The 21,610-nt window shown below is 67.2% G+C and carries 17 protein-coding genes; 7 read left to right on the top strand and 10 right to left on the bottom strand.

Annotation, left to right across the window (positions count from 1 at the left end; translation table 11 throughout):
- Window positions 1–4: 4 nt before the first annotated feature.
- The gene (locus N5D20_RS04320; RefSeq protein ID WP_197577963.1) at window positions 5–1,168 is read right to left on the bottom strand and encodes a zinc-dependent alcohol dehydrogenase; all 1,164 of its coding nucleotides are present in this window, start codon (window positions 1,166–1,168) and stop codon (window positions 5–7) included.
- 149 nt (window positions 1,169–1,317) lie between these two features.
- Between N5D20_RS04320 and N5D20_RS04315 the strand changes: the two genes are divergently transcribed.
- The 3 genes from N5D20_RS04315 to N5D20_RS04305 all read left to right on the top strand — a co-directional run bounded on the left by N5D20_RS04315 (window position 1,318) and on the right by N5D20_RS04305 (window position 2,842).
- The gene (locus N5D20_RS04315; RefSeq protein WP_019337695.1) at window positions 1,318–1,506 is read left to right on the top strand and encodes a hypothetical protein; all 189 of its coding nucleotides are present in this window, start codon (window positions 1,318–1,320) and stop codon (window positions 1,504–1,506) included.
- Between the two features lie 100 nt (window positions 1,507–1,606).
- Window positions 1,607–2,245, top strand: a complete 639-nt coding sequence (locus N5D20_RS04310) for a DUF6766 family protein (protein WP_227199394.1) — start codon at window positions 1,607–1,609, stop codon at window positions 2,243–2,245.
- A 3-nt stretch (window positions 2,246–2,248) separates the two neighbouring features.
- Window positions 2,249–2,842, top strand: a complete 594-nt coding sequence (locus N5D20_RS04305) for a cysteine hydrolase (RefSeq protein WP_197577900.1) — start codon at window positions 2,249–2,251, stop codon at window positions 2,840–2,842.
- Here N5D20_RS04305 and N5D20_RS04300 read toward each other — a convergent pair.
- The 3 genes from N5D20_RS04300 to N5D20_RS04290 all read right to left on the bottom strand — a co-directional run bounded on the left by N5D20_RS04300 (window position 2,825) and on the right by N5D20_RS04290 (window position 4,968).
- Complete coding sequence (locus tag N5D20_RS04300; RefSeq protein WP_100050556.1) at window positions 2,825–3,058, bottom strand: hypothetical protein; 234 nt, start codon at window positions 3,056–3,058, stop codon at window positions 2,825–2,827. The two genes, N5D20_RS04305 and N5D20_RS04300, sit on opposite strands and share 18 nt — an antisense overlap.
- Window positions 3,059–3,180: 122 nt before the next feature.
- Window positions 3,181–3,627 (bottom strand): Rap1a/Tai family immunity protein, encoded by a 447-nt coding sequence (locus tag N5D20_RS04295; protein WP_224329367.1) that lies wholly within the window; start codon window positions 3,625–3,627, stop codon window positions 3,181–3,183.
- A gap of 357 nt (window positions 3,628–3,984) precedes the next feature.
- Window positions 3,985–4,968: a LacI family DNA-binding transcriptional regulator gene (locus N5D20_RS04290; RefSeq protein WP_019337699.1), complete on the bottom strand. Its 984-nt coding sequence runs from the start codon at window positions 4,966–4,968 to the stop codon at window positions 3,985–3,987.
- 157 nt (window positions 4,969–5,125) lie between these two features.
- Here N5D20_RS04290 and ptsP point away from each other — a divergent pair, with 157 nt between their 5' ends.
- The 4 genes from ptsP to N5D20_RS04270 all read left to right on the top strand — a co-directional run bounded on the left by ptsP (window position 5,126) and on the right by N5D20_RS04270 (window position 11,649).
- On the top strand, window positions 5,126–7,636 hold the full coding sequence (gene ptsP / locus N5D20_RS04285; RefSeq protein WP_043395833.1) for a phosphoenolpyruvate--protein phosphotransferase: 2,511 nt from the start codon (window positions 5,126–5,128) through the stop codon (window positions 7,634–7,636).
- A complete protein-coding gene (locus N5D20_RS04280) occupies window positions 7,633–8,589 on the top strand; it encodes a 1-phosphofructokinase family hexose kinase (protein WP_100445732.1) in 957 nt (318 codons plus the stop codon). Before ptsP ends, N5D20_RS04280 begins: the two co-directional genes overlap by 4 nt.
- An 86-nt stretch (window positions 8,590–8,675) precedes the next feature.
- Complete coding sequence (locus N5D20_RS04275) at window positions 8,676–10,382, top strand: fructose-specific PTS transporter subunit EIIC (protein WP_279914362.1); 1,707 nt, start codon at window positions 8,676–8,678, stop codon at window positions 10,380–10,382.
- 13 nt (window positions 10,383–10,395) lie between these two features.
- Window positions 10,396–11,649: a carbohydrate porin gene (locus N5D20_RS04270; RefSeq protein WP_279914361.1), complete on the top strand. Its 1,254-nt coding sequence runs from the start codon at window positions 10,396–10,398 to the stop codon at window positions 11,647–11,649.
- 112 nt (window positions 11,650–11,761) lie between these two features.
- Here the strand turns inward: N5D20_RS04270 and N5D20_RS04265 are convergent, their stop codons facing one another.
- Genes N5D20_RS04265 through N5D20_RS04240 form a run of 6 tightly spaced genes read right to left on the bottom strand, consistent with a single transcriptional unit; the run spans window position 11,762 to window position 21,585 of the window.
- Window positions 11,762–12,607: an aldose epimerase gene (locus N5D20_RS04265; RefSeq protein ID WP_248853488.1), complete on the bottom strand. Its 846-nt coding sequence runs from the start codon at window positions 12,605–12,607 to the stop codon at window positions 11,762–11,764.
- Window positions 12,597–13,634, bottom strand: coding sequence for a glycoside hydrolase family 43 protein (locus tag N5D20_RS04260; protein ID WP_049409728.1), 1,038 nt, complete (start codon window positions 13,632–13,634; stop codon window positions 12,597–12,599). The genes N5D20_RS04265 and N5D20_RS04260 overlap by 11 nt, the downstream gene beginning before the upstream one ends.
- A gap of 16 nt (window positions 13,635–13,650) precedes the next feature.
- Window positions 13,651–15,135, bottom strand: coding sequence for an MFS transporter (locus N5D20_RS04255; protein ID WP_049409725.1), 1,485 nt, complete (start codon window positions 15,133–15,135; stop codon window positions 13,651–13,653).
- Window positions 15,136–15,194: 59 nt separating this feature from the next.
- On the bottom strand, window positions 15,195–17,888 hold the full coding sequence (locus N5D20_RS04250; protein ID WP_279914360.1) for a glycoside hydrolase family 3 protein: 2,694 nt from the start codon (window positions 17,886–17,888) through the stop codon (window positions 15,195–15,197).
- Entirely contained in the window at window positions 17,885–19,579 is a 1,695-nt protein-coding gene (locus N5D20_RS04245; protein ID WP_279914365.1) for a glycoside hydrolase family 43 protein, read from the bottom strand. The genes N5D20_RS04250 and N5D20_RS04245 overlap by 4 nt, the downstream gene beginning before the upstream one ends.
- Before the next feature lie 53 nt (window positions 19,580–19,632).
- The gene (locus tag N5D20_RS04240) at window positions 19,633–21,585 is read right to left on the bottom strand and encodes a sialate O-acetylesterase (protein ID WP_279914364.1); all 1,953 of its coding nucleotides are present in this window, start codon (window positions 21,583–21,585) and stop codon (window positions 19,633–19,635) included.
- Window positions 21,586–21,610: the final 25 nt, after the last annotated feature.

Raw genomic sequence — 21,610 nt, 5'->3', positions numbered from 1 at the left:
ACGCTCACGGTGTCAGAACGATCTTGCGGCAGTCGTCATCCTTGGCATCAAACATCGCATAGCCCTGCGCTGCATCGGCCAGGCGCATCCGGTGCGAGATGATGTCACCCGGGTCCAGCTTTCCTTCCATGATGGCGTCCAGCAGCTCGGGCATCAGCCCCTGGACATGGGTCTGCCCCATCTTGAACGTCAAGCCCTTGTCGAACGCGTCGCCCAGCAGGAAACCGTGGATGAAGCCGGCATAGACACCGGGGATGCTGACCACGCCGCCGCGGCGGGCCGCTGCGATGCACTGCCTGATCGCCACCCCGCTGCTGCCTTCCAGTTTCACGGCGGTCAGCGCTGACTCCAGCGCACTGCCTTCGGCCTCGAAGCCTACGGCCTCGATGCAGGCGTCTGCGCCGCGCCTGCTGGTCTGGGTCAGGATGTAATCGGCCGGGTCCTCGATCTCCCTGAAGTCGATGGGGGTCACCCCGTAGGCGCGACGCGCGTAGTCAAGGCGGTAGCGAAGATGGTCCACCATGAAGATGGTCTCGGCCCCCAGCAGCCGGCAGCAGGCTGCGCTCATCAGCCCCACCGGCCCGGCACCGAAGATGGCCACCGTCGAGCCTGCCTTGACCCCTGCGTTCAACGCAGCCTGGTAGCCGGTGGGGAGAATGTCAGACAGGAACAGCACCTGCTCATCAGCAATGCCTTCCGGAATGCGCAAGGGACCCACATTCGCCTTCGGTACACGCACGAATTCGGCCTGCCCACCGGCCACGCCGCCATACAGATGGCTGTAGCCGAACAATGCGGCCGGAGGCAGTATGCCCTTCTGATTCAGTGCGGCGCCCTTGCCCGGATTTGTGGTCTCGCAGGCGGCATACTCGGCCAGCCGGCAGTGGAAGCACTCGCCACAGGCAATCACAAACGGGATCACCACGCGATCACCGGGTTTCACCTGGGTCACGCCGCTGCCGACCTCTTCCACCACGCCCATGAATTCGTGGCCCAGCACATCGCCATCGTGCAGGTCAGGAATCTTGCCCCGGTACAGGTGCAGGTCCGAACCACAGATGGCGGTGGCGGTCACCCTCAGGATCAGATCATCCTCGGCCGCCAGTACCGGGTCCGGCACGGTCTCGACGCGCACATCCTTGCGGCCGTGATAGGTCAATGCCTGCATCGCGGTGCTCCAGAAAGATCGGAACACCAGCATCGCAGGGCGCTCCTCCTGCTGCAGTGACATCCGGGTGTGCGCAGCGTTCATTCCGCGGCGTCGTGGCGTTAACCCGGACCGGTGCAGGCTTCAGGTTCTCGCCGCAGGAGCTGCCCATGAACGACAAGCTGCCTTTCAATCCAACCACAGACGTGGACGATCAGTCGAAGGCCCATACGCCGGACAAACGTCGCAACGACCAGGCCAGGTGGAAGGACCACGACATGCCCGACGATGGGGACGGCCCCAAGGCGGTACCTGAAGACTACGAGCGGCCGGATCCTGACCCGACAGGCAAGCGTTGAGCCCGCCTCACATTCCGGATGCACAGCAATCACGAGGCAAGGCCCTTTGCCCACGCAAGCTTCATGGACGGTCTTTGGAGCAGCCTGAACGAGGTGTTGCATGTGGAAACGCAACGGTCTCTCGCTGGTGCTGCTTGCGCTCACGTTGGTGTTCATTGTGGGGCAGGCAGTTGCAGGGCATCACGTGCACAACCAGGAACTGGTCGAGCACGGACGCATGCCGATCGATTTCTGGCACTACCTGGCTACCGGGCACTTCGTCAGCGCTACGTTCGAGAATTGGGAGAGCGAGTTCCTGCAGATGGGGATGTATGTACTTCTGACGGTCAGCCTGCGCCAGCGCGGCTCGGCCGAATCGCGGCCGCTGGATCCTGCGCAGGAACAGAATCGTGTCGAGCCGGGGCCCGCGCCGTGGCCGGCAAGGCGCGGCGGTCCATGGAAGACGCTTTACGGTCATTCGCTTGCGATTGCGTTCGGGCTGTTGTTCCTGTTCAGCTTTACGCTGCATGCGGTGGGAAGCTGGCGCGCCGAGGAGGCCGAACAGCAGTTGAAGGGATTGCCGCCGCCAGGCTTTGTGGAGCACCTCGCCAGCAGCACATTCTGGTTCGAATCCATGCAGAACTGGCAGAGCGAATTCCTGGCCGTGCTGTCCCTGGTGGTGCTGACGATTTTCCTGCGCCAGAAAGACTCGCCGCAATCCAAGCCGGTTGAGGCCCCACACGCGCAGACAGGTGATTGACCCATGCGAAATGTTCCGTCGACGGCCCTGCTGATCATCGACATGTTCAGCCGATTCGACTTCCCAGGCGCTCAAAAGCTGGCGCCGGCGGCAGAGCGGGCGGCCCGGCAGATCCGGCGCCTGAGGGATCATTTCGATGAACGCGGTTGGCCGGTCATCTATGTCAATGACAATTTCTCGGAGTGGAAGCGCGACTTCCGCCAGCAGGTGGAACAGTGCCGGCGCGACGGTGGCCCGGCGGGGCGAATCGCCCGCCTTCTGTCGCCGTTGCCTGGTCACTACTTCGTGCTCAAGCCCAAGCACTCGGCCTTTCTGGCCAGCCCTTTGCCGATTCTGCTGGCCAAACTGGGAGTGCGCCACCTTTGCCTGTGTGGCATGACGGCCGATTCGTGCGTCTTGGCTACAGCGTTGGACGCCAACGCCAGGGAATTCCACGTGGTGTTGGCGTCGGAGGCCGTGGCGGGGATACCAGCGCAAAAGCGACGTGCACTGGCGCTGCTTGCTGGTTCAGGCGCAGCGCGGGTCGCGCGGGTTTCTTCGCTTGTCTCTGGGCAGCAGCGGGATGGCGCTCAAGGCGACTCAGGCCCGGTCGGCTAAACCCTTTACACCTGAATGACCGGCGCAGTGTGCGCAGCAGAAGATCTGGCCGTTTCCTTCAACACCATGCCCGATAACAGCGCAATCGCAGTGTGCACAGCGCGGTGCGAATGCGTGGATCGCGCATTCGAACGAATCGAACGTGCCGCTGCGCCCGCCCTGCCGGAGGGTGAAGCTCTTGTCGTAGTTGTTGCCGCAGACATCACAGGTGGCCATGGGGCACCTCGTGCTGTGGAAGGAGCATGCAGTGTGGACAGCGCGGGTGTCGGCGGCCGTGAATGCACCGTGTCGCGAGGGTGTAGGACGTTCGCACCGTCGCCAAGCGGGCGCGGCGTGCTTCATTGGTCATTGCCGGGCTCGGCACTGTTGCCACGTGGTGTGCCGCGACCACAGGGAAACGCCGTCCGCAGCCCTTCGACAACCAGTGGCGACGCATCCTGCTGCAATCGCTCGCGGGGCAGTTGCCGGAGATGGGAAGACACATGGTCGACCAGTTCATGCGGAAGGATCTGGCCCTGCCCGCACCACTGTCCGCGGCTGGCATCGGCGACGCCCAGGATATAGCCGCTGGCGCGAGCGCTGGACAGGCTCCGGCACTGTTCGCCGTCGCAGAACCCGTCATCGCCTTTCCCCTGCAGGAGGGTGATGAGTTCCGTGCCGCTGACAAGCCAGGTCCGTGCCGGCTGCGTTGTTCCGGCCACGGCGGACCCAGCCAGCGCGCAGAGGCCAAGTGCGAGGAGCCGACACATGACGCGGCGCGCCTGGGGTTGGTGATGTCCCTTCATGTTGAGGCCCTGGCTGTTGCTTTCATGGATGCCACGCGGCAGAGGTCAAAGCCGATCAAGCTAGCCAAGAAACGCGATGGCATCGTAGAGGCTTTCAGAATACGTCGTATTGGCCGTTTTCCATGCGCCACTGCCCGGAGATACGTCGCCAGTCGGACCAACGGGATGCTGAAGGCACGGGCGCTGCCAGCCATCTGGAAAGATCGTGGTGGGATATCTGCAGGCGGAGCAGTGTTGAATATGGCTCTGACAATGCGATCCTCCACTGTGTCTGCGTACGGATGGCTTGTAGCAGACAACGCATGACCCGCCAACACCTGGCGGCTGCTTCATGGACTGCCGCAAGCAGGCGCCGGACTATCGCGCAGCCGTCGACCCTCTCACGACGCACCTTCCCGTCATCACCAGTCTGCGCACGGGCAGCTCCGGCATGCGCAGGCGTTCCAGCAACAGCGACATCGCAGCTCGCCCCATGTCTTCAACCGGCTGCTCGACCACGGTAATGCCAGGTTCGACCAGTTCGGTCCAGCGCTCGTTGTCGAACCCTGCCAGCGCCAGCTCTCCTGGGATGGCGAGACCGGCGCTGCGCGCCGCCTTCAATGCACCCATGAGCAGCAGGCTGTTGCTGGTGACCAGCGCGTCGGGACGCGAAGGGCCGGCCAGCCATTGGTCGACCGTTGCGATGGCGGCCTCGGCCGTTGGCTCGACTTCGCGGTAATCCGGCTCCAACCCGTGCGTGCGCATCGCAGCAAGATAGCCGTCGCGGCGCTCGGCCGCCGTGGTGCTGGTGCTGCCGAACAGGCCGCCGATGCGGCGATAGCCACGCTCGACGAGATGCTCGACCAGGGCGCCCATCGCCGCGGGATTGTCCAGCACCACGCTGTCGATCGACCCGCTGGCCGCGGCGCGGTCCACCAGTACCGTCGGGAAGTCCAGCGCGAGCCGTTCCAGCCGCCCCACCGTGGTCCGTGTGGGCGCAAAGATCAGTCCACTGATGCGCTCCTCGTGCATCAACTGAAGATACAGCGCCTCGCGCTCGGGGTCTTCATCGGTGTTGCAGAGCGTGACGCGCAGGCCTTCGCGATAGGCGACCTCCTCCACCGCACGGATAAGCGCAGTGAAGAACGGGTTGCGGATATCCGCAACGATCAACCCGATGATGCCGGTGTGCCGGGAGCGCAGCCGTCTTGCCTGCAGGTTCGGCCGATAGCCGGTCTGGCGGATCGCCACCTCGACCCGGCCGCGAACCTCTTCGCTGACCGGGCCGCCCCCGAGCACCCGCGACACGGTGGACTTGGATACCCCCGCTACACGCGCGACGTCATTGATGCTGATACTCATTGGAAACGTTCCCGGAAAAGTGCGCCTGCCATGGCCCGGCGGCTGTTCAGGACAATTCTAACGCCAACGAGCTATCGGCATTTTGTGCAGTGCACATTGAAATAGGCAGTGGGAACGTTCCCAATATGTCCAGCCATCCTTTTGCCGGAGCCGCCCTTTGTCGCCCCAGACCTTCCCCTCCCCCGTCAGCCGGGAACTGATCCGCCTGGACGCGCGGGCGCAGGACAAGACCGATGCGATCGCCCAGGTCGCGCAGATGCTGGTCGCGGCCGGCTGCGTGGCGCCGGGGTACGAGGCCAGCATGGGACGGCGCGAAGCGCTGGCCAACACCTTCCTCGGCCATGGTGTGGCAATCCCGCACGGGCTTGGCGAGGACCGCCATCTGGTGCGCCGCGATGGCATTGCCGTGCTGCAGTTGCCGGAAGGCGTGGAATGGAATCCGGGGCAGGTCACCCGTCTGGTGGTTGGCATCGCTGCCCAGTCCGATACCCACATTACCCTGCTGCGCCGCCTGACCCGGCTGATCCAGGATGAGGCAACGCTGCAGCGCCTGTTTGCGACCACCGATGCGGGTGAGATCGTCAACGCGCTGACCGGCGACATTGCGATCACGACCGCCCAAGTACCGGCCACCGATCTGGCCGAGCGCTTTGACTGGACCATTGCCTACCCCAGCGGCCTGCACGCGCGCCCGGCCACGCGCTGGGCAGAGACGGCGCGCCGCTTTGCGGCCCGCGCCCAGGTGCGTGCCGGCGACCAGGCAGCGGACGCCAAAAGTCTGGTCGCGCTGCTGCAACTTGGCCTGCGTCATGGCGATGCCATCAGCGTGTCTGCCGAGGGGGCGGATGCCCCCGCCCTGCTGACCGCGCTGCGCAGGGTCATGGAGGACCTGGTGGCACAGGAAAAGGCCGACGCCGAGCGCGCAGCACAACGCAAGGCCACGCCGGTGGCAGGCTGGAATCCGCCCGAGGCACAGGCTGCCATCGTCGGCATCGGTGCCAGCCCTGGGCTGGCAATCGGCCCGGTGCATGTATTGGCCAACACGCAGGCCGAGGTCGCCGACCGCCCGGCCCCGCTCGGCGAAGACGGGGCGCGTCTGCAGGACGCGCTCGCACGTACCCGCCAGCAGTTGGCCGCGCTGCAGGATGACACCCAGCGCCGGCTTGGCGCCTCGGACGCAGCCATCTTCAAGGCCCATGCCGCGCTGTTGGACGACACCGACCTGATTACCCGTACCTGCCAGCTGATGGTCGAAGGCCATGGCGTCGCATGGTCCTGGCACCAGGCCATCGAACACATCGCCTCGGGCCTGGCCGCGCTGGGCAACCCGGTGCTGGCCGGGCGCGCCGCCGACCTGCGTGACGTTGGCCGCCGAGTGCTGGCGCAGCTTGATCCGTCGGCCGCCGGTGGCGGCCTGGCCGACCTGCCCGCGCACCCTTGCATCCTGCTCGCGGCCGACCTGTCGCCGTCCGACACGGCCAACCTCGACACTGCCCGCGTGATTGGCCTGGCCACCGCGCAGGGCGGGCCGACCTCGCACACCGCCATCCTCTCGCGCACCCTCGGCCTGCCGGCGCTGGTCGCCGGGGGCGGCGAGCTGCTCGCGGTCAGTGCCGGTCGCGAGGCGATCATCGACGGCAGCAGCGGGCGGCTCTACCTGTCTCCGTCCGAGGCCGACCTCGCCTCGGCGCGCGCGTGGATCGCCGAACAGCAGCAGATCCGCGAGCGTGAAGCGGCGCAACGCGCGCAGCCGGCACAGACGCCGGACGGCCACCGCATCGACATCGGCGCCAACGTCAACCTGCCCGAGCAGGTGCCGCTGGCACTGGAGCAAGGCGCGGAAGGCGTCGGCCTGATGCGCACCGAATTCCTGTTCCTTGAACGTGGCAGTACGCCCAGCGAGGATGAGCAGTACACCATGTATGTGGCGATGGCCAAGGCACTCGGCGGCCGACCACTGATCGTGCGTGCGCTCGATATCGGTGGCGACAAACAGGTGGCGCACCTGGAGCTGCCGCATGAGGAAAACCCGTTCCTGGGCGTGCGCGGCGCGCGCCTGCTGCTGCGCCGGCCGGACCTGCTGGAACCGCAGCTGCGTGCGCTGTACCGCGCGGCGAAAGACGGCGCGCGCCTGTCCATCATGTTCCCGATGATCACCTCGGTGAGCGAGCTGGTCGCACTGCGCGCCATCTGCGAGCGCCAGCGCGCAGCACTGCAGGCGCCCGGCGTACCGATCGGCATCATGATCGAAGTGCCGGCCGCTGCGGCGCAGAGCGATGTGCTGGCCCGCCACGCCGACTTCTTCTCGATCGGTACCAACGACCTGACCCAGTACGTGCTGGCGATCGACCGCCAGAATCCGGAACTGGCCGCCGAGGCCGACAGCCTGCATCCGGCCGTGCTCCGCGCGATCCGCGCCACGGTGGAAGGCGCACGACTGCATGGGCGCTGGGTGGGAGTCTGTGGCGGGCTGGCCGGCGATCCGTTCGGCGCACTGCTGTTGGCCGGCCTGGGCGTGGACGAACTGTCGATGACCCCGAACGACATCCCGGCCGTGAAAGCACGCCTGCGTGGCAGCGCGCTGGCCGATCTGCGAACGCTGGCTGCGACGGCGCTGGACTGCGAAACCGCTGAGCAGGTGCGTGCCCTCGATGGAGCGCGCGCATGAGTTCCCGCGCCGTCACCATTACCCTGAACCCGGCAATCGACCAGACCGTGCGGCTGGCGAACCTGCAACCGGGTCACGTGCATCGCGCCCGCAGTTCCCGCGACGACGCCGGCGGCAAAGGCATCAACGTGGCCGCCTGCCTGGCAGACTGGGGCGTGCCGACCACTGCGCTGGGCGTGCTCGGCGATGGCAACGACGGCGTGTTCAGCGCACTGTTTTCCGATCGGGGCATCGCAGACGCGTGTCTGCGCGTTCCGGGCCGTACCCGCACCAACATCAAGCTGGTGGAAGACGCCAACGGCGAGACCACCGACATCAACCTGCCCGGCCTGTCACTGTGTGACGCCGATCTGGACGCGGTATCGCGCCGACTCGACGCACTGCTCCAGCCGGAGCTGCCAGTGGTGCTGTCCGGCAGCCTTCCGTCCGGGCTGCAAGCCGATGCATGGGCCCGACTGCAGGCGCAGGTGCGCGCCGCCGGCGCGCGCGTACTGCTGGATACCAGTGGCGACGCGCTTGCCGCGGCATTGAGTGGTGCACAGGGTGCACTGCCCTACGCGGTCAAGCCCAACCGCCATGAACTGGAGGCATGGGCCGGCACGCCGCTGCTGGATCGCAGCGCCCTGCGCGCCGCGGGCCGGGCCTTGGTCGAACGTGGAGTTGCACTCGTAGCGATCTCGATGGGCGCCGACGGCGCGCTGTTCATTGATCGCAGCGGCGCCCGGGTTGCACGGCCGGCGCGACTGGCGCAGGGAAGTACGGTCGGTGCCGGCGACGCCATGGTCGCCGGCATCGCCGCCGCCTTGTTGGAGCCCTCCCTCGACCTGACCGGTTGTGCGCGACTGGCCACGGCGTTCTCGATGAGCCGGCTGGAGAGTGGCGACGCGCGACGGCTGGACCCGGCGCAGGTGCGCGCGTGGACCGGCGATGTACTGATCGAGCGGTTGGATTGAAACCCCTGCAGAGGGGGCTGCGGCTGGCCTTGGGCCACCGATGGCCCCTGCTGCAAGGACGAACCCGAAGAATTCCAGGAGTTGCCATGCAAGCTTCCATCGTAGTCATCGCCGCTGGCGAACGCAGCATCGAGGCCGTTCTTGCCGCCGAAGCGCTGCGCCGCGCCGCACGCCAGCAAAGGGTCGAATTGGCGATCGAAATCCGCAGCGATCAGGGCGTGACCGGGGCACTGCCCGGCGCGCAGGCTGCCGCCGCAACGCAGCTGCTGCTGGTGGGTGACGGCGAGGCGGACAGCGCCCGCTTCGGCAATGCCCAGATCGTGCGCGCCGGCCTCGGCGAAGTACTGGACGACCCGCTCGCCGTGCTGGCGCAGCTCGCCGCAGCATCGGCACTCCCTTCCAGGGATGACGCGGGCAAGCGCATCGTCGCCGTCACCTCCTGCCCGACCGGCATTGCCCACACGTTCATGGCGGCCGAAGGCCTGCAGCAGGCGGCCAAGGCACTGGGCCACGCTATCCGGGTGGAAACCCAGGGCTCGGTCGGCGCGCAGGACGCGTTGAGCGACGACGAAATCGCCGCCGCCGACCTGGTGCTGATCGCCGCCGACCGCGAAGTTGATCTGTCGCGCTTTGCTGGCAAACGCCTGTTCAAGAGCGGCACCAAGCCGGCGATCAATGACGGCCAGAACCTGATCCGCAAGGCGCTGGCCGAAGCTGGCGTGCAGACCGGCACGGTGGCTTCAGGTCGCACCACCGAGAAGGCCAGGGTGACCGGCCCCTACAAGCACCTGATGACCGGCGTGTCGTTCATGCTGCCGTTCGTCACTGCCGGCGGCCTGCTGATCGCACTGGCGTTCGCGCTCGGCGGCATCTATGCCTTCGACGATGCACACAAGGGCACGCTGGCCTGGTCGCTGTTCCAGATCGGCGCCAAGTCCGGCTTCATGCTGATGGTGCCGGCACTGGCCGGCTACATCGCCTACTCCATCGCCGATCGCCCGGGCATCGCCCCGGGCATGATCGGGGGATTGGTGGCAGTCAACATGGATGCGGGCTTCATCGGCGGTATCCTGGCCGGTTTCATCGCCGGCTACGGCGTGCATTGGATCAACCGTGCGCTGCGCCTGCCGCGCAGCCTGGAAGGCCTCAAGCCGGTGCTGATCCTGCCGGTCCTGGGCACGCTGCTGGTCGGCCTGCTGATGATGTACGTGATCGGCACGCCGGTCGCCGGCCTGCTGGCCTGGCTGACCGACTGGCTGCGCGGTATGCAGGGCGGCAGCGCGATCCTGCTTGGCCTGCTGCTGGGCGGAATGATGGCAGTGGACATGGGCGGGCCGGTCAACAAGGCGTCCTACGCGTTCTCTACTGCATTGATTTCCAGCCAGGTCTACACGCCGATGGCGGCGACGATGATCGGCGGCATGACGCCGCCGCTGGGTATTGCACTGGCGACATGGCTGTTCAGCAACCGCTTCACCGCCGAGGAGCGCGGCACGGCCGGTGCCGCCGGCGTGCTTGGCCTCAGTTTCGTGACCGAAGGCGCGATCCCCTACGCCGCGCGTGATCCGCTGCGCACCATTCCGGCGCTGATCCTTGGTTCTGCCGTGGCCGGCGCGATCTCGATGGCCGCAGGCGTCGAACTGAAGGTGCCGCACGGCGGCGTGTTCGTGCTGCCGATCCCGAACGCGGTCACCCACCTTGGCATCTACCTGCTGGCACTCGTGGCCGGCGTGGCCGTCACCGCGGTCGCGCTGCGCGTGCTCAAGAAGCCGGTCACGGCTCCCACCCTGTAAAAGGAACTCGCCCATGACCTCCCCTTCCCGCCGCCTGCTGCCGACAGTGATCCTGCTGGCCCTGCCATCACTGGCCGCAGCCGCAGACGCGAGCGACGTCTTCACTCCCAAGCTCGCCTACACCGGCGAAGCCGCCGCCACGCTCGATGGGGGCAAGCGCAGCGGCACGGCCTATGCCGGCCAGCTGATGTTCGGTGCCGACGTGGACCTGGACGCTGCGTTTGGCTGGCGAGGTGCGACGGTCAAGGCCTACGGCATCAACCGCCATGGCACCAATCTCGCCAACAGCAGTACGGGCAACAGCACCTCGGTGCAGGAGATCTACGGCGGCCAAGGCACGCGCCTGGCCAACCTGACCCTCGAACAGAAGCTGTTCAACGACCGGCTGGTGCTGGAAGCAGGGCGCAGCGTCGCCAACATCCACCACCTGGGTTCGGACCTGTGCCAGTACTTCCAGGGCAACTCGGCCTGTGGCAACCCGACCTACGTATTCCGCACCAGCAGTTTCACCTGGTGGCCGGTATCGAGCTGGATGGCCGATGCCACGGTCTGGGTGACGCCCGATGTCTACGTGCGCGTCGGCGCCTACCAGGTTGATCCCAGCCAGGCCGAGGATGGCCAGCATGGCCTGAAGTGGAATACGAACCAGGCCACCGGCTGGATCGTGCCCTACACGATCGGCTGGCGCAGCCCTGCTTCGGCACGACTGAAAGCCCGCTACGAACTCGGTGGCTGGCAGGACAACTCGACCTATCGCGATCCGCTGCGCGATGCCAACGGCATTCCCGCGCTGCTCAGTGGCCAGGAGTACGCGACACGTCACGGTCGCTCAGGCGCGTTCGCCCGCTTCGAGCAGCAACTCACCAGTGATGGCGCCGGCCGCGGCCTGACCTTTTTCGGTGCGGCGCTCAAGGGCACCTCCGGCCAGTTGATCGAGGATCATTTCCTGCAGGCCGGGCTGGTGCAGAAAGGCACGTTCGCCCGGCGGCCGCAGGACAGCATCGCTTTCGTCGTGACCCAGCAGAAGTACAGCAGCATGGCGCTGGAAGACCTGCGCCTCGCCCGCGCCGCAGCCGGTGGCAGCGGCACCCCGCACGGGAGCCAGGTGATGATGGAGCTGAGCTATGGCATCCAGCTCACCCCGCAGCTTCGTGTTGCACCGAACCTGCACTACATCGTGCACCCCGACCAGTTCAATGAGCCCGCACGCCAGCACGACCTGCCGGATGCGCTGATCGCGGGCATGCGGATCGACTGGAACCTGTAGGAAATGTCAGGTGGTCCTGGGCGCGGCCCGTGTCAGGCACCGGGTCCACGGCCGGTCCAGGCGGCGTACCGACCGTCCGGCACCCGGATGATCGCCTGCCCTGGCCGGGGTTTCAGGTGCTGTCCGCCGCCCACGCCAGGTCGAACGTCAACGCGAGGCGCTGGCCGGGCTCCAGCCGGTGCGGCGCCAGCGTGAAGCCGTCCGGCGGACCGCTCTGCGGCTCGACACAGGTGGCGTGCGGCGTGCCGTCGTAGACCACCCAATGGTCGTGGTCCGAGCGCAGCCGCAGGCGCTGGCCTTCACGTATCAGCGTGATGTCACTGTCGGCGATGAAGCAGTCATCCCAGGGACCGGTGGTCGGATCCACACAGGGCAGCGTGGCAATACCTTCCTCGTCCCGCGGGTACATCGCACGAGGCGTGAACAGCAGCCGGTCCGGCTTCCGGAACCAGGGATGCCAGCCCAGCACCGCCGGCATCGCCTGCTCGCCGGCCTGGACCGAAAGGCGCATCTGCAGGGTGTGGGCCTGCAGCTGCAGGTCCAGCATGGCAATGCCACCGAAGGGCCAGTAGCCGTCGCGCGGCAACGCCAGCGACAACCTGGCTGCCGCCGCATCCAGCCGGTCGATCTGCCACGGTCGCGAGAAGCCCAACCCATGAATGGCATGCCCGTCGAAGTTGAGCGGCAGCCGATGCGGCCTGTCGTCAAAGCGGAACGTTCCATGGCGGATGCGCCCGGCCCAGGGCACCATCGGGTAGCAGCCCCAGGCGATCGCAGCCGCCCCGCCCTCCTGCGCATCCACCAGCCACTCCACGCCCCGGTAACGCAGATGCGCCACGCGCCCGCCCGCCCCTGCGGCGAGCGCAACCTCCAGTTCGCCGCATCTCAGCCAGTGCAGTTCACCGGCCGGCAGCGGGGCCAGCGCATCATCCACCGGCAGCATGCGCTCAGGCCCCATACGGATTGATCGTCCGGATGCTTCCGTCCGGCTCCATGTGCAGCGGCGTGCACTTGGCCGAGCGCAGGTGGGTGATGCCGCCGGACATCAGCGCATCGTGATAGAACAGGTACCACTGCCCTTCGAACTGGCAGATGGAGTGGTGGGTGGTCCAGCCCACGACGGGGGTGAGGATCACGCCAGCGTAGGTGAACGGGCCATACGGGCTGTCGCCGATGGCGTAGCACAGCTGATGGGTGTTGCCAGTGGAGTACGACAGATAGTAGCGACCCTGGTACCTGTGCAGCCACGGGCCTTCGAAGAAGCGGCGCGCATGGTCGTCCGCACGCAGCGGCTGGCCATGCTCATCCAGGATCTGCACTTCGCGGGTGGGTTCGGCCAGCTCGGTCATGCCGACATCCAGGCGGCCCACGCGCGGCCCCAGGGCCGGCGCGCTGCCCTCGGGCTCCTCGTGGGCCTCGCTGTACTGGTTGTCACGATACTTCTGCAGCTGCCCGCCCCAGATGCCGCCGAAGTACAGGTAGTGGCTGCCATCCTCGTCTTCGAACACGGCCGGGTCGATCGAGTACGCGTCCTTGATCGGCTCCGGCTGGGGCACGAACGGGCCCTCCGGCCGCGTACCGATCGCCACGCCGATGCGGAACCGGCCCTCGGCGTCCTTGGCCGGGAAGTACAGGTAGTAGTGGCCATCGCGGCAGGCGGCATCGGGGGCCCACATCTGTTTCCGCGCCCAGGGCACGTCGCGCACGTGCAGCGCCATGCCGCAATCCATGGCCGCGCTATCGGGCGTATCCATCTTCAGCACATGGTAATCCTGCATGCCGAAATGGCCACCTTCGTCGTCGAATGGCTGGCCACCGTCGATGTCGTGCGAGGGATAGATGTACAGGCGCCCCTCGAACACGTGCGCCGAAGGGTCGGCGGTGTAGATGTGGGTCACCAGCGGTTGCGAAATGGCGTGCGCGGTGAGCTGCGCAAGACGGGCTTTGCTGGCCTGGCCGTCTTCGCCGGCATGGAGGTCGATCATGGTTGTCATCTTGGCGTTACGCGGAGGCGTCGGCGGAACGTCGACGCAGGTGGAGGTCCTGCTCGATGCGGGTTTCGGTGCGCTTGTCGATCCTGTAGAAGAACAGCAGCGCCACGGCGAGCAGGAAAGGAAGGGAGCAGTAGACGCTTACGGTCAAGCGGATGCCCTGCACCACGCCCTCAGGCTGTTGCGCCAGTCCTGCCTGGTAGCCGTAGTGGGCAAGGATCGCGGCGACCAGCGCGCCGCCGACGCTGAGGCCGATCTTCAGCCCGCACAACATCGCCGAGAAGATGATCGCCGTTGCCCTTCGATGGTTCTTCCACTCCGAGTAGTCCGCGACGTCGGCGATCATCGCCCACAGCAACGGGATGGTGATGCCATAGCAGAAGCCATGCAGCATGAAGGCTGCGAACGCCACCGCCACCGCCGTCGGGGGGAACAGGTAGAAGGCCAGCAGGAACAGGGTCGAGACAAACAGGGCGCCACCGAAGACATCGCGCTTGCCGAAGCGATCCGCCAGCCGCCGTGATGCGCCGATACCCAGGATCATGCAGAGGATGCCGCACGCGTTGAACAGGCTGAACGCCGAGGTGGCCGCATCCTTCGGCCAGGTGAACGCCGCGAAACCGGCGCTGGCCAGGGAGCCATTCAATGCACTGATCAGGCCGTTGAAGCCTGAGTTTTCCAGGAAGCCGGCCAGCGCCGCTTCGCTCATGTAGTACTGGAAGTAATAGATGTAGGTGCCGCCTTTCAACGCCAGGTTGATGAACACCAGCACGGTCAGCGCCAGCATCACCTGCCACGGGCGGTTGTGCAGCAGGTCCGAAAGGTCCTGCACTATGCCGCCGGTCTGCTCGCGCGTCGGCACGATGCGCTCGCGGGTGGTGGCGAAGGTGATCAGGAAGAACACCGTGCCGATCAGTGCGAAGGCGGTCATGACCTGTTCAAAGCCGCGCACCCGGTCGCCATTGCCCAGGATCAGCACCAGCGGCATCAGCAGCACCTGGATGATGAACTGCGCGATCATCACGGCCACGAAGCGGTAGGCCGACAGGCTATTGCGCTGGGCCATGCTGCCGGTCAGCACGCCGCTCAACGCGGAGTACGGCAGGTTGTTCGCGGCGTAAACGCAGACCAGCAGCGCGTAGGTGGCCAGTGCATAGATCACCTTTCCGCGCTCGCCCAGGTCGGGGGTGCTGAACGCCAGCAGTGACAGTACGCCAAAGGGAATGGCCGTCCACAGGATCCACGGGCGGAAGCGGCCCCAGCGGGTGGACGTTCGGTCAGCCGCGATGCCGATCAACGGCGTGAACACGAACGCACCCAGCAGGCCGACCACGAAGATGATCGTGGCCGCGGTGGCAGCTGGCAGGCGGTAGACGTCGGTGTAGAAGAACGCCAGGTAGGTGATCAGGGTCTGGAAGATCAGGTTGGCAGCGAGATCGCCCAGGCTGTAGCCGAGCTTCTCGCGTACCGATAGCGCGTGTTCAGTGCTTGCCATGCAGCGGACATCCTGGAAAAGGGATCTGGTCGAAGGGGAATCGATGCCGGCGGGGGCGATCAGTCATGCGCGGGCACCACGGTGAACCTGCCCTGCGCACGTATATCGGCACTGGACGCCCCCACCCTGACCTCGTAGGCACCGGGCTGCACCGCGTACGCCGCACGCGCCTCGTCATAGTGGCGCAGGGCCTGCGCCGCCTCCAGGGTGAACGTCACCGTGCGGCGTTCGCCCGGGGCCAGCTGGACGCGCTGGAAGCCACGCAGTTCCTGCACGGCATCGCCGCTGCCGGCGTGCTCGCGCCGCACGTACAGCTGTACCACTTCGTCACCGCTGCGCGTGCCCGTGTTGGCGACATCCACTGCCACGCCCAGGCGGCCATCGGCGCGGAGGCTGTCTGCATCGAGGCGGAGCGTTCCATAGTCGAACCGCGTATACGACAGACCGTGACCGAACGGATACAGCGGCGTGCCGCGGAAGTAGCGATAGGTGCGGCCCTCCATGGCGTAGTCGTCGAATGCCGGCATCGCTTCGCCGGCCTTGTAGAACGTGACCGGCAAACGGCCGGAGGGATTGACGTCGCCGAACAGCGCCTGGCCGACAGCGGTGCCGCCGCGTTGCCCCGGATACCAGCTCATCAGGATCGCCGGCAGATGCGCCTGCGCCCAGTCCACGGCGATGGCCGAGCCACCGGTGAGCACCATCACCACCGGCTTGCCGGTGCCGTGCAGGGCCTCCAGCAGGGAGCGCTGCGGCGCGGGCAGCCGCAGGTCGGTACGGTCGCCACCGGCAAAGCCCGGGTAGTTGACCGTCATCTCTTCGCCTTCGACATCGCCGGTGAGGCCACCGACGAACACCACCACATCGGCATCGCGTGCTGCATCCAGCGCTTCGTCGAAGGGCGCCTTGGCGCCGGGCATGCGCCACCCAAGGCGCAGGCCCGCATCGCGCTGGTCGTCGTAGTACTCCAGTGTCAGCGCATAGGCACGCCCGGCCTGCAGGTCCAGTTCGACGCCCTCGGCATGCAGGCGATCAGTATTCACCCAATGATCGATCACACGCTTGCCGTCCAGATACAGGCGGTAGCCATCATCGCCGGCCACCTCCAGCCGGTAACGGCCGGACACGGGTGGCAGCAGTTGGCCACTCCAGCGGATGCTGAAGCGGTCGTTGGGAATCCCCTGCCCCGGTGCCGCTTCGCCACGTGCCAGCAGGTTGTCGGTCGGCGAGCCGCGGTCCCAGCGGAAGCCGATCTGCGCGTCGGTACGCACCAGTGCCGGAGTGCCGGACAGGTCGGGCGTGCGGAAGTACTCACCGCGCAGGCCACGCTCGGGCGAGTCCGCCGAGGGCCGCAGGTAAGTCGGCTCGATCAGCGGTGTGGCGCCGGGATCGTCACGGCCTTCCACGAGGTCGACGCCGCGGGCATAACGCACTTCAACGCCCTTGGCCGCCTCGCGTATGCCCTGCAGGATCGTCACCGGCGCGGCCGGTGTGCCGAAGTAGTTGCCGAGCAGCGCCATGGTGTCGTCGGCGGTGGGTCCAACCACGGCAATGCGCCTGGTGTTGCGTGACAGTGGCAGGATGCCGTCGTTCTTCAGCAGCACCAGCGATGCCTGCGCGGCCTTGAGCGCGAGCGCATCATGGGCCGGCGCCTGGTTCACCGAGGCGGGAATGCGCGCCCAGCGCACCCGCTCCGCTGGGTCGAACATGCCCAGGCGCATCCGTGCGGTGAACAGGCGGGTCACTGCATCGTCGATCTCCGCCTCGCTGATCAGCCCCTGGCGCACGGCCGAGGGCAATGTGGCGTACTCCTGGCCGCATTCCAGCTCGGTGCCGTTCCTCACCGCCAGCGCCGCAGCGGCTTCGCGCGTGGTGACGATACGGTGGTGCTTCCAGATATCGACGATGGCCCAGCAGTCCGAGACCACGTAGCCCTTGAAGCCCCAGTCGCGTCGAAGCACATCGCGCAGCAGGAAACGGCTGGCACTGGCGGACTCGCCGTACACGCGGTTGTAGGCGCCCATGACAGCATCGACGTCGCCCTCCTTCACCAGCGCCTCGAACGCCGGAAGGTATGTGTCATACAGGTCGCGCCGGCTGGGCCGTGCATCGAAGTGATGGCGGTCGGCCTCCGGTCCGCTGTGCACGGCCAGATGCTTGGCGGTGGCGTCCAGCTTGCGGTAGACGGGGTCGTCGCCCTGCAGGCCACGTACGAAGGCCACGCCCATGCGCGCGGTGAGGTACGGGTCCTCGCCATAGGTTTCCTGTCCGCGGCCCCAGCGCGGGTCGCGGAAGATGTTGACGTTCGGCGACCAGAAGGTCAGCCCCTGGTAACGCCCGTGCGAGCCTTCGCGGAGGAACTGGTGGTGCTTTGCGCGGGCCTCGTCGCTGATGGTCGCGGCCACCTGCCCCATCAACGGTACATCGAAGGTCGCGGCCAGGCCGATCGCCTGCGGAAACACCGTGGCCTGCCCTGCCCGTGCGACGCCGTGCAGCCCCTCGTTCCACCAGTCGTAGGCGGGTACCCCCAGCCGTTCGATCGCCGGCGCGGCGTTCTGCATCTGCGCGGCCTTCTCTTCCAGCGTCATCTGCGCGACGAGTGCGGCGGCCCGTTGCTCGAAGCTGGCCGAAACGTCCAGCCAGGGCCGCGGCGCGGCCGCGGACGCGGCGGCCGCCACGCAGGTCAGTACGAACAGGGCGGCCCCACCGCGCAAGGTACGGCGGCGGGCCTTGGACGAAATCGACAGCCTCATTTGCTTCTCCCGGTGCGCTCGTCGCGCGCGAAAGGACCCAGCAGTGCGCCCACGAAGCCGCCTGCCCGGTCCGTACTCAGAACGGTGCCGTCCACCCCGCCTGCGAGCAGTTGCCAGCCCTGCCCATCGCCGGTGTCGAACGAGAACGCATAGTCGCCCTCGTTGCCGGCAATCTTCAGGCGCAGTGCTGCAGGCACCGGTACTTCACGGCTGGCCAGCGTCCGCGTGCTGCGGCCACCGTCGCGCGCTTCGAGGAAGAGCGAGAGGCGCCCTCCGCCAAGGTCACGAACGCCAAGGAAGTACCAGTACGCCTCGCTCTGGAACGCCACCAGGCCGGCGGCGACTCCGGAAGCTGGCGGGGTCATCGCGGTGCTCGCCTCGAAGCGCAGATGCTGCTGGCGCCGGCCGAGAAACGTCGGATTGCGCAGCGTGTCCAGATCCTCGGCAAGCGGATGCACGGCCAGCATGCCGGGGCGCGTGGCCAGGTCGGCCCAGGCATGCCGGGGCACCCGCACGCGCAGCCACTGTGGATCAAGCGTCGGGCCATCGAAATTGTCGCGCGCTACGAAATTGCCGGTCGAAGGGGCCTGGGATGCCTCGCCCTGCATCCACGCGGGGGCCTTGGCCACATAGGGAATGGCCTGGTCAACCGGCAGGATCTGCGGCCAGCCATCCTGCCAGCGCACCGGCAACAGGTAGGTCTCGCGCCCGGTGTTGTAGTGCCGCTTCTGGTAGTTGCGGCTGGCCAGGAACACCGCCCACCACGAGCCATCCGGGCCTTCGACCAGGTCGGCATGGCCGGCATTGGTGATCGGAAGTGGACGGTCATCCGGCAGTTCTCGCTGGGTCAGGATCGGATTGCCCGTATAGGGAACGTAGGGGCCCCACACCGTGCGGCTGCGCAGCACCACCTGCGAATGCTGCGGCCCGGTACCTCCTTCAGCGTCGGACAGGTAATACCAGCCCTCCCGCTTGTAGATGTGCGGTCCCTCGATCCAGATGGGATTCTTTGCCGGCTCCACGCCTCCATCAACCAGCACCCGGCGCGGCCCGACCGGCCTGAATGCCGCCAGATCGATCTGCTGCATCCAGATGGCGCGGTGCCCGTCGTAGCGCGGCGGGCCGGGCGGTGCATCGTTGTTGACCAGGTACACCTTGCCGTCATCGTCGAAGAACAGTGACGGGTCGATGCCATCGATGCCGGGCAGCCAGTGCGGATCGGACCACGGACCGGCCGGATCGCGCGCGGTGGCGATGAAGTTGCCACCACTGTCGGTGGCGGTGGTGACGACGTAGAAGGTACCGTCGTGGTACTCGATGGTCGGCGCGAAGATGCCGCGCGAGACGCTCAGGCCGTCGAAATCCAGTTGCGTGGGGCGGTCAATCACATTGCCGATCTGCTTCCAGTGCACCAGGTCGGCACTTTCGAACACCGGAATGCCAGGGAAGTAGGTGAAGCTGGAATTGACCAGGTAGAACCGGCCGTTCGCGCGCACGACGCTGGGATCGGCATGGAAGCCGGCCAGGACAGGATTGCGGTAGTGGCCGGCCGGTAGGGGCACTTCAAACGCCTGGTCATTGCCGCGGTACTCGAACCAGTCGAAGTACACCGGGGGAGCATCCGGCGGCGCGCTGGCCCGGGTGGTTGCGGCCGACAGCAGGAACAACGCCCCCAGCAGGTGGCGCGCCATCGACCTCAGGCCGGCCCTGTCGCGGGCCAGAGGGGACTGCTTGGACAACGTCATCATCGTCGGGCCTCGGCTTCGGCAATGGGAAGTTCGAACGGGCCGGCCGGCGCCCCGCTGCGGTCGCGCAGCGTGCACACCGGGCCATCGGCCCAGCAGTAGCGCACATGCGTTGCGCGCGTGGACAGCGGGCCGCGCAGCAGGATCCGGCGCGCATCCAGTCCGGCATCGGCGTACTCGCAGTGGCGCGTATGGCCCCTGGCCTCGCACAGTTCAAAGCCGATCGGACGCAGTGCGCCGGTCGCGGTGAGCGCGCCTTCGACATCCTCGAACGCAATGACGACGCCTGTGGGCGTCCGCACGGCGGTGACCGCTCGCGGGCCCGACGGTGCCACGCCCTGCTCGCCGTACACCACATGGCGCGCCACGCGCGCCAGGCGGCGCCCGAGCTCCTGCTTGTTCGGCGGATGGATGTCGTAGGCGTCGCCGATGTCGATGGCAATGGCAAGACCGCTCTGCGCATCCTCGGCCGCGACGCGCCGCTGCGCCTCACGCACCTGCGCCCAGCCGCTGTCGGCGGGCGCAGCCGGCGGTTGGCCGTAGCCGGCCAGTTGTACCAGCAGCAGTGGCGTGCGCGCACCGAACTGCCGCCGCCAGTCCTCGCGCAGCGCACGCAACCGCACTGCATAGGCCGCACCATCGCCGGTGTTCGATTCACCTTGATACCAGAGCATGCCGCGCAGCCCGAAGCCCCCGAGCGGTGCGATCATTCCGTTGTACAGCGTCGACAGCCCGGTGGCGGCCTGCCACGGGGCAAACGGCGGCGCCTGTTGGCCCGGCGCAACCCGATACATCCACGGCCCCTGCAGTGGCACCCGCTCGCCGGTATCGAACTGCAGGCGGTGTGCCGTTGAAGGACCGGCCAGGCCGCCTTCGCCGTAGGTGTCCAGCACGTTGACCGCAATGCTGTTGGATCCTGCCTTCAGCAGGCCATGTGGCAACGGGTAGCGCCTCTCGCCGGCGCCGTACTGGCTGCCGACGGCGACCCCGTTCACCCAGGTCACGTCCACCTCGTCAGCCGATGCCAGCTCCAGGGTCGCGCCGCGTGCAGCCTGTTCAGCGCTCAGCATCACCTGCGTGCGATACCAGACCATGCCGTTGTAGTCGGCAAGTGCGGGCTCGTTCCACCGCTCCCATGCGCCCAGTGTGGCCGGTGCGCGCGACCATCCGCGGTCATCGGCATCCGTCCGCCATGGTGCGTCACCTGACAGTGCGCCCTCGCGTGTGGCCCACCAGTGCTGCCAGTAGCGACCCCAGCGTGCATGTGCCTGCTGCGGGTCGTGGGCAGACTGAGCAAGGATGTCCAGGGGCTCGTCCATGCCGCCCTGCCCGCGCAGCGCGCCCGGGCTGGTCCACGCCTCGATCCGGGACCCGCCCCACGCCGCCTGGATCAAGCCCATCGGCACGGCAGCCGTGCGCTGCAGCTCGCGCGCGAAATAGAAACAGGCTGCGGAGAAGTCGCGCACCCTGTCGGGGGTTGCCGTTGTCCATGCAGGGTCGCCCTTGAAGCTCTCCTGTGCCTGCGCGGCCCCCTCCTGCGGCACGGTGAACAGCCGGATCCGTGGCATCGTGGCCGAGGCGATCTCGCTGGCAGCGTTGAGCGAGCGCCACACCGGCAGCTCCATGTTCGACTGGCCCGAGCACAGCCACACGTCGCCCATCAGCACATCGCGCGCCGTCTGCCGGCGCGTTCCGTCGTTTACCTCCAGCGTGTAGGGACCGCCAGCGGCGACCGGGGACAGCATCGCCTGCCAGCGGCCTGCGGCGTCCGCCCGGCTGCTCACCGCCTGCCCCGCAAACGTCACGGAAACCGGCTGCCCGGGGCCTGCGCGCCCCCAGACTGCAATGGGCCGGTCGCGCTGCAGGACCGCGTGATCCTTGAACAGAGGATGCAGCAGTCCCGTCGTTTCCCGCGCCGCGGCCGGCATCGCCACTACTGCCGCAGCCATCATCAACAGCGCACACCCGACCGCTCCG

It is taken from the genome of Stenotrophomonas sp. GD03877, assembly GCF_029840555.1.
GTDB lineage: Bacteria > Pseudomonadota > Gammaproteobacteria > Xanthomonadales > Xanthomonadaceae > Stenotrophomonas > Stenotrophomonas geniculata.
The sequence above is the reverse complement of the archived record's forward strand: the minus strand, read 5'-3'. Positions and strand labels throughout refer to the sequence as shown.

Excerpts from the sequence above, each read along its gene's own strand:
- N5D20_RS04320 (WP_197577963.1), bottom strand. The coding sequence starts at position 1,168 with ATGCAGGCATTGACCTATCACGGCCGCAAGGATGTGCGCGTCGAGACC.
- N5D20_RS04305 (WP_197577900.1), top strand. The coding sequence starts at position 2,249 with ATGCGAAATGTTCCGTCGACGGCCCTGCTGATCATCGACATGTTCAGC.
- N5D20_RS04280 (WP_100445732.1), top strand. The coding sequence starts at position 7,633 with ATGAGTTCCCGCGCCGTCACCATTACCCTGAACCCGGCAATCGACCAG.
- N5D20_RS04290 (WP_019337699.1), bottom strand. The coding sequence starts at position 4,968 with ATGAGTATCAGCATCAATGACGTCGCGCGTGTAGCGGGGGTATCCAAG.
- N5D20_RS04300 (WP_100050556.1), bottom strand. The coding sequence starts at position 3,058 with ATGGCCACCTGTGATGTCTGCGGCAACAACTACGACAAGAGCTTCACC.
- N5D20_RS04295 (WP_224329367.1), bottom strand. The coding sequence starts at position 3,627 with ATGAAGGGACATCACCAACCCCAGGCGCGCCGCGTCATGTGTCGGCTC.
- N5D20_RS04315 (WP_019337695.1), top strand. The coding sequence starts at position 1,318 with ATGAACGACAAGCTGCCTTTCAATCCAACCACAGACGTGGACGATCAG.
- N5D20_RS04275 (WP_279914362.1), top strand. The coding sequence starts at position 8,676 with ATGCAAGCTTCCATCGTAGTCATCGCCGCTGGCGAACGCAGCATCGAG.
- N5D20_RS04245 (WP_279914365.1), bottom strand. The coding sequence starts at position 19,579 with ATGGCGCGCCACCTGCTGGGGGCGTTGTTCCTGCTGTCGGCCGCAACC.
- N5D20_RS04265 (WP_248853488.1), bottom strand. The coding sequence starts at position 12,607 with ATGGGGCCTGAGCGCATGCTGCCGGTGGATGATGCGCTGGCCCCGCTG.
- N5D20_RS04255 (WP_049409725.1), bottom strand. The coding sequence starts at position 15,135 with ATGGCAAGCACTGAACACGCGCTATCGGTACGCGAGAAGCTCGGCTAC.
- N5D20_RS04270 (WP_279914361.1), top strand. The coding sequence starts at position 10,396 with ATGACCTCCCCTTCCCGCCGCCTGCTGCCGACAGTGATCCTGCTGGCC.
- N5D20_RS04240 (WP_279914364.1), bottom strand. The coding sequence starts at position 21,585 with ATGATGGCTGCGGCAGTAGTGGCGATGCCGGCCGCGGCGCGGGAAACG.
- N5D20_RS04260 (WP_049409728.1), bottom strand. The coding sequence starts at position 13,634 with ATGATCGACCTCCATGCCGGCGAAGACGGCCAGGCCAGCAAAGCCCGT.
- N5D20_RS04310 (WP_227199394.1), top strand. The coding sequence starts at position 1,607 with ATGTGGAAACGCAACGGTCTCTCGCTGGTGCTGCTTGCGCTCACGTTG.
- N5D20_RS04250 (WP_279914360.1), bottom strand. The coding sequence starts at position 17,888 with ATGAGGCTGTCGATTTCGTCCAAGGCCCGCCGCCGTACCTTGCGCGGT.